Source organism: Kribbella sp. NBC_00482, assembly GCF_036013725.1.
Lineage (GTDB): Bacteria > Actinomycetota > Actinomycetes > Propionibacteriales > Kribbellaceae > Kribbella.
On the sequence record NZ_CP107881.1, the window covers coordinates 4,117,236 to 4,129,926 of the forward strand.

The window sequence follows — 12,691 nt, forward strand, 5'->3', positions numbered from 1 at the left end:
CGTGAAGTCCGCAAGCCCAAGCAACCCAAACGGCCGAAACCGAATCCGAGCGACAGCTCGATCATCCCGCCCACCAAACAAGGGCGGAAGTAGCGTCCGGACCGCAGTTCCCCGGGGATTGCGGTCCCGGGAGGTCCGGCGCGGGTCACCGTTGACCGGCGGGGTCGGGGCTGGGTAGCCTCGCAGGTGCGTTCGAGGGCGCGCCGAGACTCGCCGGAAGGCTGGAAGCCACCTCGATTTCCGAAGCCGAGTGCGGTCGGTGACGCTCTCTTGAGACCCGTGCGAGTCCGGGTGCGAGAGGACGCATTGTGAGACTGTTGCCTGATCGGCCCAGCATCGAGTACCTGCGCAAGGAAGCGAAGGATCTCCTCGCGGCACTGCGGGAATCCAAGCCGGACGCCTCGCTCGCGGAAGCGCAACGCGCGCTGGCCGCGGAGTACGGCGTACGCGACTGGCCGGCGTTGAAGGCCGAGGTCGAGCGCCGGGTTGCCGACACGCCCACCGCTCCCGCCGGCCTGGCCGAGGAGCTCGCCGAAGCGTTCGACCTGGGGACGTTGACCGGGCCGGCCAAACCCGTGTCGTTCACCGCGATGGGGCGCTGCTGGGACCTAACGACCGACCGCGGCCGATGGCTGGCGGTCACGGTCTACGGCTGGATCACGAACGAGCAGACCGAGCTCGGCGCCCGGCTCCGTGACGCCGCCGTCGCGGCGGGAGTAGCCGCGCCGGCCGCGGCGATCAGTCCGCACGGACGTCTGATCGAGAAGGTGCGAGGCGAGAGTTGGCGCGTGCACGAGTGGCTCGAAGTCGGGCCGGCTCCAGTGCTGCCGGTGTCGACGGCGCTGGCTCGTCGAGCGGGCGCCCTGTTCGGAACGCTGCACGCGTTGGCCATCCCGAGCGACGAGCCGATCCACGGCTACCTGTCCTTCCGCCGCTCAGAGGACGACTGGCAGCACCTGCTCGCTCGTGCGCGGGCGGCCGGCAAACCGTGGGCCGAGCAACTCGACGCACGCCTGCCGGCGTTCCGTGAACTGCAGGCGATCGAGCTCGACGCACCCGACGAACTGATGCTCTGCAACCGGAACCTGAACCCGGAGAGTGTCCGCCAGGGACGCGACGGAGAGCTCACCGTGATGGAGTGGGATTTCGCCGGTTCGCTCAGCCCGGAGCTCGAGCTCGGCTCGGTGCTGACGCACTGGCTGATGCGGCCGGAAGTCAACCAGCGTGGGCTGTTGGCGTTCCGGGACGCGTACGGCGAGGTGCGGGAGTGGCCGAAGCTCGGGCTGGATTCGTTCGCGGTCGCGATCACCGGGTGGCTGAACTGGACGTACAACGCGATCTGTGAGGCGATCGACCCGGAGGATGCCGACCACGCGGTCTTCGCCGAGCGGGAGGCTGTCGGGGTGCTCGATCGGCCGATGACGCGTGGTGGCCTGGAGCAACTACTCGTGGTCTGACAGGGCGCTGGCCACGGCTTCTGCTGCTGGGTCGGAGAGGTGGCCGTGCAGTAGCTCGGTGCGGTGGACCAGACGTGGCGAGGCGAGTGGGACGGCCGCGACATCCGGTGTGACTGCTGAGCGCGGGAGGACAGCCAGGCCGTGGCCGGAGCTGATCAGGGTGAGCAGCGTGTGGAGATCGGTGCCGTTGTAGGTGAAGGCCGGGCGTAGCGCGTCTGAGCCGGCCGCGGCGCGCAACGTCGCCAGTGGGGCGGCGAGGTCGGGGGCGTCGATCCACCGCGCGTTTGCGAGATCGCCGAGCGAGAGGCCACGACCGGACCGGGCCAGTGGGTGAGTTGTGGGGAGGGCTACGACCAGGCTGTCGTGGGCCACGGAGGTGGTGCGGAGCTGCACGGCGTTGGTCAGGTTGAGAGGGTCGGTGGGAGTGGCGATGCCGTCCACGAGACCGAGAGTGAACGTGCCGGCGGCGATCCCCGCGACAACCTGATCGCGCCCGCAGACGGTCAGCGAGGTCTCAGTGCCGGGATAGGCACGTCGCACTTCGGCCAGCGCGGTCGCGAGTGAGCGGGCCGCCAGGGGAGAGGCGGCGAGTGTGAGGGTGCTGGGCGGGTCCGCGACGGTACGGCGTACGTCGGCGCGGGCCGCGTCCAGCCGGAGCAGGATCGGGCCGGCGTGTTCGAGCAGGCGCTCGCCCGCTGGTGTCGGTACGACGGGGCGTCGGCGGAGCAACGGCGTACCGAGGTCGCTCTCCAGGGTGGCGATGTGCTGGGACACCGCAGACTGGGTGTAGCCGAGTCGCGAGGCGGCCGCGGAGAACGATCCGCAGTCGGCGACCGTGACGAACGTCCGCAGCAGATGAGGATCCACGGGTATCAGTATCTCTGATCGCCTATGCAGAGATCATCGTTGGCGCTGATGCTCACCGCGACCCGAAGATGGATCCATGAACGCCTACTCCGGACGTCTCGCCCTGGTCGGGGACCGCTCACCGCATGTCCGTTCGCACGCCCGGATCCCCGGTCTGCTCAAGGAACTCGAAGAGCGCGATCACCTGGACCTCGACGTCTACTGGGTTCCGAGCGACGACGTGGACGACGCGCTCGAAGGCTTCGACGGCATCTGGCTGCTGCCAGGCAGCCCGTACCGGAGCGAAGACGGTGCAGTCACCGCGGTCCGGATCGCGCGTGAGCACGGAATCCCGTTCCTCGGCACGTGTGGCGGGTTCCAGCACGCGATGCTCGAGTTCGCGCGCAACGTCTGCGGAGCGACCGGCGTACAGCATGGTGAGAGTACGCCGGACGCCGACGATCTCCTGATCGTGCCGCTGCAGTGTTCGCTCGACGGACACGAGGGCGGAGTACAGGTGCGACCAGGAACCCGTGCGGCCGAGCTACTCGGTGTAGAGCGCTCCATGGAGCGGTACCACTGCTCTTACGGTCTGGACAGCAGCAAACTCGACCTACTGCGCGAGCACGGCATGATCTTCAGCGGGTACGACGACGCAGGTGAACCGCGCATCGCAGAGCTGCCGGGGCACCCGTTCTACCTGGCCAGTCTGTTCCAGCCGGAGCTGGCCGGCGACGGCAGACGCCCACACCCGTTCATCCAGGCGTTCGCGCACGCGGTCGCCGGCCGCAGCGATCAGATCGCGGAGACCGGGCGCGGAGCCATACCTGCGGCGACGTAGCAGGCGTCGATGAGCTCCATGGTGGCCAGCGCGTCGTCGGCGTCGGTGAGCAGCGGAGCGCCGTTGCGTACCGCCCCGGCGAAAGCCTCCAGTTGGTACGTGTACGACGTACGCGTGCCGAGGTGTTCGACCCAGGTGTCTTCCTTGGTCGTCACGACCACGCGGTCGTCCTTCTGCGGAAGCACGTAGAACGGGGCGAACGCCTCACCACGGCTGCCGACGACCTTGAGGCTGAACTCGACGGCCTCGGCCGCCATGCTGGTCCGCACGACACCGGTCGCGCCGTTCGGGAACTCCAGGTCGGCGTTCAGCCACTCGTCCACGCCAGGCAGCCGCTTGCGCTCACCGGCCCGGGCACTGATCAGCTTCGGCGCGCCACCGGCGTACGGCGCGAACATCCGCTGCGCGTGCAACGCGTAGCAGCCGACATCCATCACGGCACCGCCGGCGAGCGGCAGCGACCAGCGTGGGTCGTTGTCGGCCGGCGGGGGCATCACCATCGTCGTCTCGACCGACTGCAGGTCGCCCAGCTCACCCTTGGAGACCAGCTCCTGCAGCCGCCGCATCACCGGGTGGTACGCGTAGTGGAAGGCCTCCATGAACACCAGGCCGGAGGAGTGGACGGCGTCCCGGACCTCCAGAGCCTCGGCGGCGTTGCTGGTCGACGGCTTCTCGGTCAGCACATGTTTGCCTGCAGCAAGGGCCCGCAGGTTCCACGGTCCGTGCAGGCCATTGGCCAGTGGGTTGTAGATCGCTTCGATCTCGGGATCGTCCAGCAGTTGCTGGTACGACGCATGGACCCGTTCGACACCGTGCTCGGCGGCGAAGGCTTCGGCCCGGCCGGTGTCGCGCGCGGCGACCGCGACCAGCCGCGCGCCGGTCAGCTTGGCCGGCTCGACGATGGCCCGGCCGGCGATCCGGGCGGCACCGAGGATGCCGATGCGAAGCGGTTCCATGCGTTCTCCCTTGCTGACAGCCATCAGGGCGGCGGGGGCGGGTCCTCGAGAGCGGCGAAGCCTGGTTCCTCACGACCTGGCTCACCGAGCAGACCAAGCCGTCATCCTCCCCCACCACACCACGGCTCCAAACCCGGTGCCCGCGATCCGGACCTCCGTGACCGGAAAGTTCACTCTGCGTTCAGCGTGCGACGGCCGGAGCAGGGGACGGCGGAGGTCTGATCAAATTCGGGTGGTGGCTCGACGGATTCCGGTCCAGCCTTCAGGATGAGCCCATGAGTACCGTCCAGGTCCAGGTCGATCGGAACAGCCGTACGCCGTTGCACGTGCAGCTGGCGCAGCAGCTGGAGGCGGCCATCCAGGGCGGCGAGTTGCCCGTCGGGTCCCGGCTGAGCAACGAGGTGGACCTGGCCGAGGCCTATGGACTGAGCCGGCCGACCGTCCGACAGGCGATCGCCCGTCTGGTCGACCAGGGGCTCCTGGTCCGCAAACGCGGTGTCGGCACCCAGGTGGTCGGCAACTCCGGACAGGTACGTCGTTCACTCGAGCTGACCAGCCTGTACGACGACCTCTCCTCAGCGCACCGCAAGCCCGAAACCGACGTACTGCGCTTCGGGATCTCACCCGCGACCGCAGAGGTCGCTACTGCACTGCAATGCGAGCTGGGCGACCGGGTACTGCGGCTGGAGCGACTGCGGCGAGCAGACGGCGAACCGCTCGCTCTGATGCGCAACTGGCTGCCGCCAGAGATCCTCGAGACCGACCCGGCCACACTGGCCGAGCGTGGTCTGTACCAGCTGCTGCGAGCTGAGGGGGTCCGGCTGAAGGTGGCGCACCAGACCATCTCCGCCATACCGGCAACGCCTGAGCAGGCGAAGTTGCTGTCGGAGGAGCCGGGCTCACCGCTTCTGGCGACCACGCGGATCACGTACGACGACCACGGCCAGCCGGTCGAGTACGGATCGCACCTGTACCGCGCGAGCCGCTACTCCTTCGAGCACACGCTCGTACACCGCTAAGACCCGGCCTGGAAGTCGTCGGCCTGGCGGGGTGGGAAGACCCACCGCGTGCTGCCGGCGATCTGAGCGAGCTGGTTGGCCGTCAGTAGAGGACGGGGCCGGGTGTGCTCGCTCTTGTCCTTGGGAGCGTTGTAGTTGGTCAGACTGATCTGGGTGCCGTTGGGCCGGAAGAGCTCCACGATGGTCTCCCGGACGGCGCCAGGGTTCGGGCGGTCCGTGTACAGCGGCCGGTTGTCGTACACGACGTGCACGCTGCGGTCCGGGTGGATGGTGCACGTACCGGGCGGGAACGGGTTGCAGTCGGTGATTGCGTCCGCGGTGGTGATGCTCAGCGTGAGCAGCGAGGCACCGTCGCCGTCGTCCAGGAGGACGCTGGCTTCGTTCGTGCCGAGGCCGTAGCCACCGGACTTCGTGGAGTTGGTCAGGGTGAGTCCGTGCGGGAGGAGGCTCGTCAGCGTCGCCAAGGTCTCCGCCGGAGTCACAGGTTGCGGCACGGTCGGCTTGACCGGAACTGTCGGAACGGTGACGGTCGGCGTGGTGGCGGGCTCCACCTGTGTTCGCAGTACCTGGCTGCTGCCGATGATGACTCCGACGGTGGCCAGTACGGCGGTCGCGCCGGACAGACCGGCGAGCGCGGTCCGGCGCCGGCGCAGCACCTTGCCACGACGGATGCCACGGGCAACCAGCTCGGGCGTGGCGGGCTGCAGGTCCTCGGTCGCCCGGCGCATCAGGTCCGGGAGGCTGTCGTGAAGATTGGTCATTGGCGAGGCTCCCAGGTCATAGTGCGGCCAGATGGACGGCTTCGTCACCAAGGACGGCCCTGAGGCGGCTCAGTGCGCGTGACGTGCGCGTCCTGATCGCACCGGTGTTCTTGCCGAGGTCGTACGCGACCTGTTCCGCGCTGCGGTCCTCGAAGTACCGCAGTACCAGCACTGCTCGGTCGAGAGGGGACAGCTCGGCCATTGCCTGCAGCAAGGACAGGCGGAGTTCGTGGTCGCCCGTCTGGTCCGCCCGGTCAGGTGTCCGCTCCACAGGTCGCTCTGTCGAGCTCCGTCGACGCTGCTGGGAGATGTACGTGCGCGCCAGGACGGTCTGCGCGTACGCCGCCGGGTTGTCGGTCTGCTCCACCCGCCGCCAGGCCCGGTACAGCTTGGCCAGCGTCTCCTGGACCAAGTCTTCGGCCAGGTGATGCTCACCGGCAAGCAGCCACGCCGACCGGTACAGCTGTGGTGTCCGCGCTTTGGCGAACTCCTCGAAATCCTGCGTCGACCGTGTCAAAGCCACCCTCCCGAGGTCCCCTGTCACCCGGTTCGACGCCGTGAGTGGCGGTTCTGTTACCGACGGAGTTGCAACAAGATGCAATTTTCTGGACCGGGCCGTGACCCGATCGATACGGTGAGTGAGCCACCGGCGTGTCACGGTTGTCCACAGGGCAGCAGATGCAGGTGGCGCCGGACGCGCAGGAGTTGAAAGGATGGTCCCGCATGGTGACCGAGCGTGGTCGCCAGACGGGACTCACACGGGGAGATCGATGACTGCGGACAGGCTCGACGCGCACCGCGCGAGCTGGAACGGTGCCATCGAGCTGATCGACGCCCAGGTGCGCGACGTCGTACGCCGGGAAGGTATCGACCCGCTCCGCGACCCGGGCGCGGTGAACTCGATCGTCGCCACCGTCGTCCGGGAGTACGACGAGCGCAGTCTGAGCGGCGTGGTGCCGCCGATCGGCGACCTGGAGGCTGTCAGCCGCGAGGTCCACGACCGGGTCGCCGGTTTCGGGCCGCTGCAGCGCTACCTGGACGACCCGTCCGTCGAGGAGATCTGGATCAACGAGCCCAGCCGGGTGTTCATCGCCCGCGAGGGCCGGCACGAGCTGACCACGACCGTGCTGACCGAGGAAGAGGTCAGCGACCTGGTCGAGCGGATGCTGAAGACCACCGGCCGCCGGATCGACGTCTCGCAGCCGTTCACCGACGCCCGGCTGCCGGACGGAAGCCGCGTCCACATCGTCCTCGGCGGCATCACCCAGCGGTATGCGGCGATCAACATCCGCAAGTTCACCGTCCGCGCGACCCGGCTGACCGACCTGGTCCAGCTCGGTTCGCTGACACCGCACGCGGCCGCGGTGCTGGAGGCGTCCGTTGCCGTCGGCCTCAATGTGCTCGTCTCCGGCGGCACGCAGGCCGGCAAGACCACGATGCTGAACGCGCTGGCCGGTTCGATCCCCGGCAGCGAGCGGGTGATCAGCTGCGAAGAGGTCTTCGAGATCAAGCTGCCGATCCCCGACTGGGTGTCGATGCAGACCCGGCAGGCCGGTCTCGAAGGCACCGGTGAGGTGCGGCTGCGCGACCTGGTGAAGGAGTCGCTGCGGATGCGGCCGTCCCGGGTGATCGTCGGCGAGGTGCGCGGCGAGGAATGCCTCGACCTGCTGCTCGCGCTGAACAGCGGCCTCCCCGGCATGTGCACGATCCATGCGAACTCGGCGCGTGAGGCACTGACCAAGATGTGCACGCTGCCGCTGCTGGCCGGCGAGAACATCGGCTCCCGGTTCGTGCTGCCGACGGTGGCCGGCTGCGTCGATATCGTCATACATCTCGGGATCGCGGCGGACGGGCGCCGACGAGTGCGCGAGATCGTCGCCGTCACCGGGCGGCTGGAGGAGCAGGCGATCGAGACCGAGACCCTGTTCAGTACCCGCGACGGGTACCTGCGTCGCGCCGAGGGGCAACTGCCGCATGCGGAGCGGTTCCAGCAGGCCGGGTACAACGTGGCCGGCCTGCTCACCGAATTGCCGCGCGGGCAGGCGAGCTGATGGGGCTCCTGATCGGACTGTTCTTCGGCGTCGGCCTGCTGCTGATCATCGCGGCGTTCGTGGCGCCGCTCGAGACCGTGCCCGGCTCGGACGGGCGGTTGCGCGGGAAGAGCCGGGACCTGCTCGCGAGCGCGGGGATCGAAGGCTTGACGCCGGGTGCGTTCATCGGTGCCTGCGTGATCATGGCGCTGGTCGCGTTCCTGCTGATGTTCGCGGTGTCCAAGACGTTGCCGGTCGGGGTGGTCTTCGGACTGATGGCCGGGTACCTGCCGATCGCGCTGGTGCGGTCGCGGGGCCGGAAGCGGCTGGCCGAGTTCCGCGAACTGTGGCCGGACGTGGTGGACAACGTCGCCTCGGCGGTCCGCGCAGGGCTGTCGTTGTCGGAGGCTCTGGCGCAGGTGGGCGAGCGCGGGCCGTTGCCGTTGCGCGAGCCGTTCCGGCGGTTCGTGCGGACTACGCCTCGACCGGCCGGTTCGCCGAATCGCTGGACCGCCTGAAGGCGCGGCTGGCCGACCCGGTCGGGGACCGCGTGATCGAAGCGCTGCGGATCGCGCGTGAGGTCGGCGGCGGCGACCTCGGCCGGTTGCTGCGGTCGCTGTCGTCGTTCCTGCGCGACGACGCGCGGACCCGGTCCGAGCTCGAGTCCCGGCAGTCGTGGTCGGTCAACGGCGCACGGGTCGCGGTCGCGGCGCCGTGGCTGGTGCTGCTGTTGCTGTCCTTCCAGGGCGATGTCATCCAGCGGTACAACTCGCCGGTCGGCGCGGTGATCATCGCCGCGGGCGCGTTGATCTGTGTGATCGCGTACCGGGTGATGCTGCGGATCGGCCGGCTGCCCGAGCCCGAGCGGGTGCTGCGATGAGCCCGATGCTGCTCGGTGGTTTCCTCGGCGCGGTGTTCGGCGCCGGGCTGCTGATCGTCGTGTTGCGGTTGCCGTTCCTGCGCAAACCCACGGTGGACGAGCGGATCTCGCCGTACCTGCGGGATCTCGGTGCGCCCGACGTGTTCGTCGGCGTGATCGACTCGCGGTCGCCGTTCTACGCGATCCTGCGGTTGTTCGGTCCGTCGCTGCGGTCCGCGGCGAAGCGGCTGGAGCGGATCCTCGGCGGTGCGAACACGATCCGCCGGCGGCTTCAGCGGGCCGGGTTGGACCGGACGGTCGAGGAGTTCCGGATCGAGCAGTTGCTCTGGGGCGCGATCGCCTTCGGTGCCGGGCTGGTGATCTCGGTCGTCGCCGTCGCGGTCGGTCTCGGGGATCCGGTGGCGCTGCTCGTGTTCTGCCTGGTGCTCGGGATCACCGCGCTCCTCGGCCGCGACACGTACCTGACGGCCCAGGTCCGGCGGCGTGAGCGGCGCCTGCTGGCCGAGTTGCCGACCGTGGCCGAGTTGCTCGCGTTGTCGGTCGCGGCCGGTGAAGGTCCGGCCGCTGCCCTCGACCGTGTCGCGCGGTCGTCCCGAGGTGAGCTGGCCAACGAGCTGAAACGCGTCCTGGCGGAGACCAGGGCAGGAGAGACATTGGTCCGCGCGCTCGACGCGCTCGCGGACCGCACCGGGTTGCTGGCGCTCTCGCGCTTCGCGGACGGGCTGGCGGTGGCGCTCGAGCGCGGCACTCCGCTGGCCGACGTACTGCGGGCGCAGGCCGGTGACATCCGGGAAGCCGGGCGCCGCGAACTGATCGAGTCCGGTGCACGGCGCGAGGTCGCGATGATGGTCCCGGTGATCTTCCTGGTCCTTCCGGTGACCATCGCGTTCGCCTTCTACCCGGGCGCTGTCGGAATCCGGCTGATCGCCGGATGAACTGAGGAGAGGTCATGTCCCTACACCTGACGAGGCTGTTCCTGACGTTGCTGCTGAAGCCACGTCCGGCGCGGAAGGAGCGCGGCGACGTACCCGGCTGGGTGCTGATCACCGTGATGACGGCCGGCCTGGTCGTCGCGATCTGGAAACTGGCCGGCACACAGCTCGCCAACATGCTCAAGGAAGCCTTGGACTCCGTCAGCAACAAGTGATGCGCAGGCAGCGCGGTGAGCGGGGGTCGGCGGTCGTCGACTTCGTGCTGGTCTCGACGATCCTGGTGCCGTTGTTCCTCGGCATCCTCCAGGTCGGCCTGTTCCTGTACGTGCGCAACACGGTGACCGCCGCGGCGTCCGAAGGTGCGCACTACGCGGCCGTGCTCAACCGGGCGCCGGCCGACGGTGCGGCACGCACCCGGGAGCTGGTCAGCGGCGTGGTGACGGACGGGCTGATCGACTCGGTGTCCGCGGAGGAGACCGACATCGACGGGCAGCCCGGCGTCGAGGTGTCCGTCCACGCGCACATGCCGCCGCTCGGACTGTGGGGACCGGGGATCTCGTTCACCGTCGAGGGACATGCGGTGAAGGAGACCGGCGAGTGAGGCGCCGCCGGGACGAACGCGGGAGCGCCGTCGTGGAGTTCTCCTGGCTGGCGATCCTGCTGATGGTTCCGCTGGTCTACATGATGCTCGGCGTGTTCGACGTACAGCGAGCGTCGTACGGCGCGACCGCGGCGACCCGTGCCGCCGGGCGGGCGTTCGTGATCGTGCCGGACGGGGTGTCCGAGGACGAGGCGCGGGCGCGTGCGTTCGACGCCGCGGAGCTGGCGATGAAGGATCAGGGGATGGAGCTCAGCTCGGACGAGCTCACGATCAGCTGCAGCCCGGCCTGTCTGCAGCCGGGCTCGACCGTCACGGTCACTTTGGAGACGAAGGTGCGGCTGCCGCTGATCCCGGATGCGCTCGGCGGCGAACCGCCGGCGATCCGGATCAGCTCCTCGCACACCGAGGCGTTCGGCGACTACCGCCAGGCCAAGGGCACCGGATGAAACGGCAAAGGCGGGGCGAAGAGGGACAGATGACCGTGCTGATCGTCGGGTTCACTGTGGTGATCCTGCTGATGGTTGTCGTCGTCACCGATATCTCGAAGGCGTTCCTGGTCCGTCGTGACCTCGATGCCACCGCGGACGGCGCCGTCCTCGCGGCCGCGAACGGTCTCGCCGCGGTCTATGCGCAACCCGGTGCCGGCGGCAACGCCGCGATCGATCCCGACCAGGCGCGCCGGCTGACCGCGGACTATCTCGACGACGTTGCCGCGGGCAACAGGTTCGACGATCTCGACTGGTCTGTGGACGTAGAGGGGACGACGGTGACGGTCCGGCTCACCTCCACCGCCGACCTCCCCTTCCAGCCGCCCGGCTTCCCGGGCACGGCCGACGTCGCCTCCGAGGCCGCCGCCATCGTCCCGATCCGCTGAACGTCAGTTGAAGAGACCAGGGTTGTCGGTGAGCCAGGTGGCAAAGGTTCGGCCGGTGCGGCCGGTCAGGAGTTCCACGCCGGGCTCGATGGTGGCCGGTGTGCCGACGCGGGACGCCCAGTAGGCCAGCAGGGTCTCGCGCTGCCCTTCGTCGCGCATCTGCAGCTCGGCGCGAGCCTGCTCGGGGGTGAGGTCGACGGCCTCGATCGGTACGCCGGTGACCTCGGTGACGAGCCCGATCTGGTGCCGGCGTGTCATCGACTCCGGTCCGGTCATCGGGTACCCGCGACCGTCGTGCCCGTTGCCCGGCCCGTCGAGCAGCACACGCACCGCCGCGTCGGCGATGTCCTCCTCGTGGATCGGCGCTTCCTCGGCCTCCAGGTAGGGCAGCCGGATCTGACCGGTCGCGCGGACCTGGTGCGCCCAGTACTTCGCGTTGCTCATGAACGCGCCGGGCTGCAGCCGGGTGGTCGCGTACGACGCGTCGGTGATGACCTGCTCGGTCTTCGCATGTGGGTCCTCGGGACCGCCCAGCGACGACAGCGACGACAGCAGGACGACCTGCTTCACGCCGGCCGCTTCGGCTGCGGCCACGAAAGCGGGCGCTGCCGACGGGGAGGAGTACAGGAAGACCTGGCTGATGTCGCGGAGTGCGGGAGACGGGTCGGCCGGGTCGTAGGCGACGGCCGACGGGAGAGCGGAGGGCTCGCGGCTGGCGACGCGGACGTCCTGTCCGGCCGCGATCAGGCCGGCGGTGACGGCGCGGGCGATTGCGCCGCGGCCTCCGGTGACGAGAACAGTCATTGGTGGTGCTCCAAAATTAGAGTGACTACAACAATGGAATCAGTAAAGCAGATCCGCTAGGGTCGGTGCAATGGAGCTCGGGCGGCGGGAACGCAAGAAGCAGCAGACGCGGCAGGCCATCTCGGACGTGGCCACCACGCTGTTCCTCGAGCGCGGCTTCGACGCGGTCACCGTGGCCGAGGTGGCGCGGGCCGCGGATGTCGCCGTACAGACGGTGTTCAACCACTTCCCGGCGAAGGAGGACCTGTTCTTCGACGAGCCGGGGTGGTGGACGGGCCCGGCGCGGGCGATCCGCGAGGCGCCGCCGGAGGCGGATCCGGTGGACGTGCTGGAGGCGCAGTACCTGGCGGAGACGCGGGAGCGGCTCGAGGTCGGTCATCTGGCCACCTGGAAGCTGTTCGTGCGCACGATCGAGAGCAGCCCCGCACTGCTTGCGCGGCGCCGGCTGACGGCGGACGAACTGGAGACGTCGCTCACGCAGGCCCTCGACGAACGATCGCCGGACCACCTGCGCAACCGGCTGATCGCGGCCCTTTATGCCGCCGCACAGAAGGTCCTCGAGGAGCAGTTGATGCGGGCGCTGCCCGACGATCCGTCACCCGACGAGCTCGAGAAGGCGCAAACGGCGCTTGAGGCCGCGATCGCCCAGGTCTTCGCCGTTCTTCGTCGCGGTCTTGCCTGAGCTAAGCT

17 protein-coding genes are annotated in these 12,691 nt (G+C 69.1%); 12 read left to right on the forward strand and 5 right to left on the reverse strand.

All coding sequences use genetic code 11. The features are described from left to right. Positions 1-308: 308 nt before the first annotated feature. Positions 309-1,457: a glyoxalase superfamily protein gene (locus OHB24_RS20250; protein ID WP_327640635.1), complete on the forward strand. Its 1,149-nt coding sequence runs from the start codon at positions 309-311 to the stop codon at positions 1,455-1,457. On the opposite strand, the gene OHB24_RS20255 is transcribed toward OHB24_RS20250, so the two are convergent. Further along, the gene (locus OHB24_RS20255; RefSeq protein ID WP_327640636.1) at positions 1,443-2,324 is read right to left on the reverse strand and encodes a LysR family transcriptional regulator; all 882 of its coding nucleotides are present in this window, start codon (positions 2,322-2,324) and stop codon (positions 1,443-1,445) included. The two genes, OHB24_RS20250 and OHB24_RS20255, sit on opposite strands and share 15 nt — an antisense overlap. Before the next feature lie 76 nt (positions 2,325-2,400). Here OHB24_RS20255 and OHB24_RS20260 point away from each other — a divergent pair, with 76 nt between their 5' ends. Continuing rightward, on the forward strand, positions 2,401-3,144 hold the full coding sequence (locus OHB24_RS20260; protein ID WP_327640637.1) for a CTP synthase C-terminal region-related (seleno)protein: 744 nt from the start codon (positions 2,401-2,403) through the stop codon (positions 3,142-3,144). Here the strand turns inward: OHB24_RS20260 and OHB24_RS20265 are convergent. Beyond that, positions 3,099-4,100 carry a Gfo/Idh/MocA family protein gene (locus OHB24_RS20265; RefSeq protein ID WP_327640638.1) on the reverse strand — a complete coding sequence of 334 codons (1,002 nt, stop codon included), beginning with the start codon at positions 4,098-4,100 and terminating at the stop codon, positions 3,099-3,101. The two genes, OHB24_RS20260 and OHB24_RS20265, sit on opposite strands and share 46 nt — an antisense overlap. 275 nt (positions 4,101-4,375) lie before the next feature. Between OHB24_RS20265 and OHB24_RS20270 the strand changes: the two genes are divergently transcribed. Continuing rightward, positions 4,376-5,119 (forward strand): GntR family transcriptional regulator, encoded by a 744-nt coding sequence (locus OHB24_RS20270; RefSeq protein ID WP_327640639.1) that lies wholly within the window; start codon positions 4,376-4,378, stop codon positions 5,117-5,119. On the opposite strand, the gene OHB24_RS20275 is transcribed toward OHB24_RS20270, so the two are convergent. Together OHB24_RS20275 and OHB24_RS20280 are read right to left on the reverse strand one after the other, a co-directional pair. Next, the gene (locus OHB24_RS20275) at positions 5,116-5,880 is read right to left on the reverse strand and encodes a hypothetical protein (RefSeq protein WP_327640640.1); all 765 of its coding nucleotides are present in this window, start codon (positions 5,878-5,880) and stop codon (positions 5,116-5,118) included. The two genes, OHB24_RS20270 and OHB24_RS20275, sit on opposite strands and share 4 nt — an antisense overlap. Before the next feature lie 16 nt (positions 5,881-5,896). Beyond that, the gene (locus OHB24_RS20280) at positions 5,897-6,403 is read right to left on the reverse strand and encodes a SigE family RNA polymerase sigma factor (RefSeq protein WP_327640641.1); all 507 of its coding nucleotides are present in this window, start codon (positions 6,401-6,403) and stop codon (positions 5,897-5,899) included. A gap of 247 nt (positions 6,404-6,650) precedes the next feature. Between OHB24_RS20280 and OHB24_RS20285 the strand changes: the two genes are divergently transcribed. From OHB24_RS20285 to OHB24_RS20320, 8 genes are read left to right on the forward strand one after another with little or no spacing between them, the layout of a single operon-like run. Beyond that, a complete protein-coding gene (locus OHB24_RS20285; protein WP_327640642.1) occupies positions 6,651-7,931 on the forward strand; it encodes a CpaF family protein in 1,281 nt (426 codons plus the stop codon). Continuing rightward, positions 7,931-8,428, forward strand: a complete 498-nt coding sequence (locus OHB24_RS20290) for a type II secretion system F family protein (RefSeq protein ID WP_327640643.1) — start codon at positions 7,931-7,933, stop codon at positions 8,426-8,428. The genes OHB24_RS20285 and OHB24_RS20290 overlap by 1 nt, the downstream gene beginning before the upstream one ends. A 32-nt stretch (positions 8,429-8,460) precedes the next feature. Next, positions 8,461-8,790: a type II secretion system F family protein gene (locus tag OHB24_RS20295; protein WP_327640644.1), complete on the forward strand. Its 330-nt coding sequence runs from the start codon at positions 8,461-8,463 to the stop codon at positions 8,788-8,790. Continuing rightward, entirely contained in the window at positions 8,787-9,725 is a 939-nt protein-coding gene (locus tag OHB24_RS20300; protein ID WP_327640645.1) for a type II secretion system F family protein, read from the forward strand. Before OHB24_RS20295 ends, OHB24_RS20300 begins: the two co-directional genes overlap by 4 nt. A 14-nt stretch (positions 9,726-9,739) precedes the next feature. Then, a complete protein-coding gene (locus tag OHB24_RS20305) occupies positions 9,740-9,937 on the forward strand; it encodes a hypothetical protein (RefSeq protein ID WP_327640646.1) in 198 nt (65 codons plus the stop codon). Further along, positions 9,937-10,323 carry a TadE/TadG family type IV pilus assembly protein gene (locus OHB24_RS20310; RefSeq protein ID WP_327640647.1) on the forward strand — a complete coding sequence of 129 codons (387 nt, stop codon included), beginning with the start codon at positions 9,937-9,939 and terminating at the stop codon, positions 10,321-10,323. Before OHB24_RS20305 ends, OHB24_RS20310 begins: the two co-directional genes overlap by 1 nt. Continuing rightward, a complete protein-coding gene (locus OHB24_RS20315) occupies positions 10,320-10,769 on the forward strand; it encodes a TadE/TadG family type IV pilus assembly protein (protein ID WP_131348043.1) in 450 nt (149 codons plus the stop codon). Before OHB24_RS20310 ends, OHB24_RS20315 begins: the two co-directional genes overlap by 4 nt. Positions 10,770-10,798: 29 nt before the next feature. Further along, complete coding sequence (locus OHB24_RS20320; protein ID WP_327640648.1) at positions 10,799-11,197, forward strand: pilus assembly protein TadG-related protein; 399 nt, start codon at positions 10,799-10,801, stop codon at positions 11,195-11,197. A gap of 3 nt (positions 11,198-11,200) precedes the next feature. Here the strand turns inward: OHB24_RS20320 and OHB24_RS20325 are convergent, their stop codons facing one another. Then, positions 11,201-12,001, reverse strand: coding sequence for a hypothetical protein (locus tag OHB24_RS20325; RefSeq protein WP_327640649.1), 801 nt, complete (start codon positions 11,999-12,001; stop codon positions 11,201-11,203). A gap of 70 nt (positions 12,002-12,071) precedes the next feature. Here OHB24_RS20325 and OHB24_RS20330 point away from each other — a divergent pair, with 70 nt between their 5' ends. Then, the gene (locus tag OHB24_RS20330) at positions 12,072-12,683 is read left to right on the forward strand and encodes a TetR/AcrR family transcriptional regulator (RefSeq protein WP_327640650.1); all 612 of its coding nucleotides are present in this window, start codon (positions 12,072-12,074) and stop codon (positions 12,681-12,683) included. Positions 12,684-12,691: the final 8 nt, after the last annotated feature.

What these genes read in the sequence shown, in the direction of transcription:
- OHB24_RS20310 (WP_327640647.1), top strand. Translation starts at nt 9,937, where the DNA reads ATGCGCAGGCAGCGCGGTGAGCGGGGGTCGGCGGTCGTCGACTTCGTG.
- OHB24_RS20305 (WP_327640646.1), top strand. Translation starts at nt 9,740, where the DNA reads ATGTCCCTACACCTGACGAGGCTGTTCCTGACGTTGCTGCTGAAGCCA.
- OHB24_RS20275 (WP_327640640.1), bottom strand. Translation starts at nt 5,880, where the DNA reads ATGACCAATCTTCACGACAGCCTCCCGGACCTGATGCGCCGGGCGACC.
- OHB24_RS20290 (WP_327640643.1), top strand. Translation starts at nt 7,931, where the DNA reads ATGGGGCTCCTGATCGGACTGTTCTTCGGCGTCGGCCTGCTGCTGATC.
- OHB24_RS20260 (WP_327640637.1), top strand. Translation starts at nt 2,401, where the DNA reads ATGAACGCCTACTCCGGACGTCTCGCCCTGGTCGGGGACCGCTCACCG.
- OHB24_RS20325 (WP_327640649.1), bottom strand. Translation starts at nt 12,001, where the DNA reads ATGACTGTTCTCGTCACCGGAGGCCGCGGCGCAATCGCCCGCGCCGTC.
- OHB24_RS20270 (WP_327640639.1), top strand. Translation starts at nt 4,376, where the DNA reads ATGAGTACCGTCCAGGTCCAGGTCGATCGGAACAGCCGTACGCCGTTG.
- OHB24_RS20330 (WP_327640650.1), top strand. Translation starts at nt 12,072, where the DNA reads ATGGAGCTCGGGCGGCGGGAACGCAAGAAGCAGCAGACGCGGCAGGCC.
- OHB24_RS20265 (WP_327640638.1), bottom strand. Translation starts at nt 4,100, where the DNA reads ATGGAACCGCTTCGCATCGGCATCCTCGGTGCCGCCCGGATCGCCGGC.
- OHB24_RS20285 (WP_327640642.1), top strand. Translation starts at nt 6,651, where the DNA reads ATGACTGCGGACAGGCTCGACGCGCACCGCGCGAGCTGGAACGGTGCC.
- OHB24_RS20320 (WP_327640648.1), top strand. Translation starts at nt 10,799, where the DNA reads ATGACCGTGCTGATCGTCGGGTTCACTGTGGTGATCCTGCTGATGGTT.
- OHB24_RS20300 (WP_327640645.1), top strand. Translation starts at nt 8,787, where the DNA reads ATGAGCCCGATGCTGCTCGGTGGTTTCCTCGGCGCGGTGTTCGGCGCC.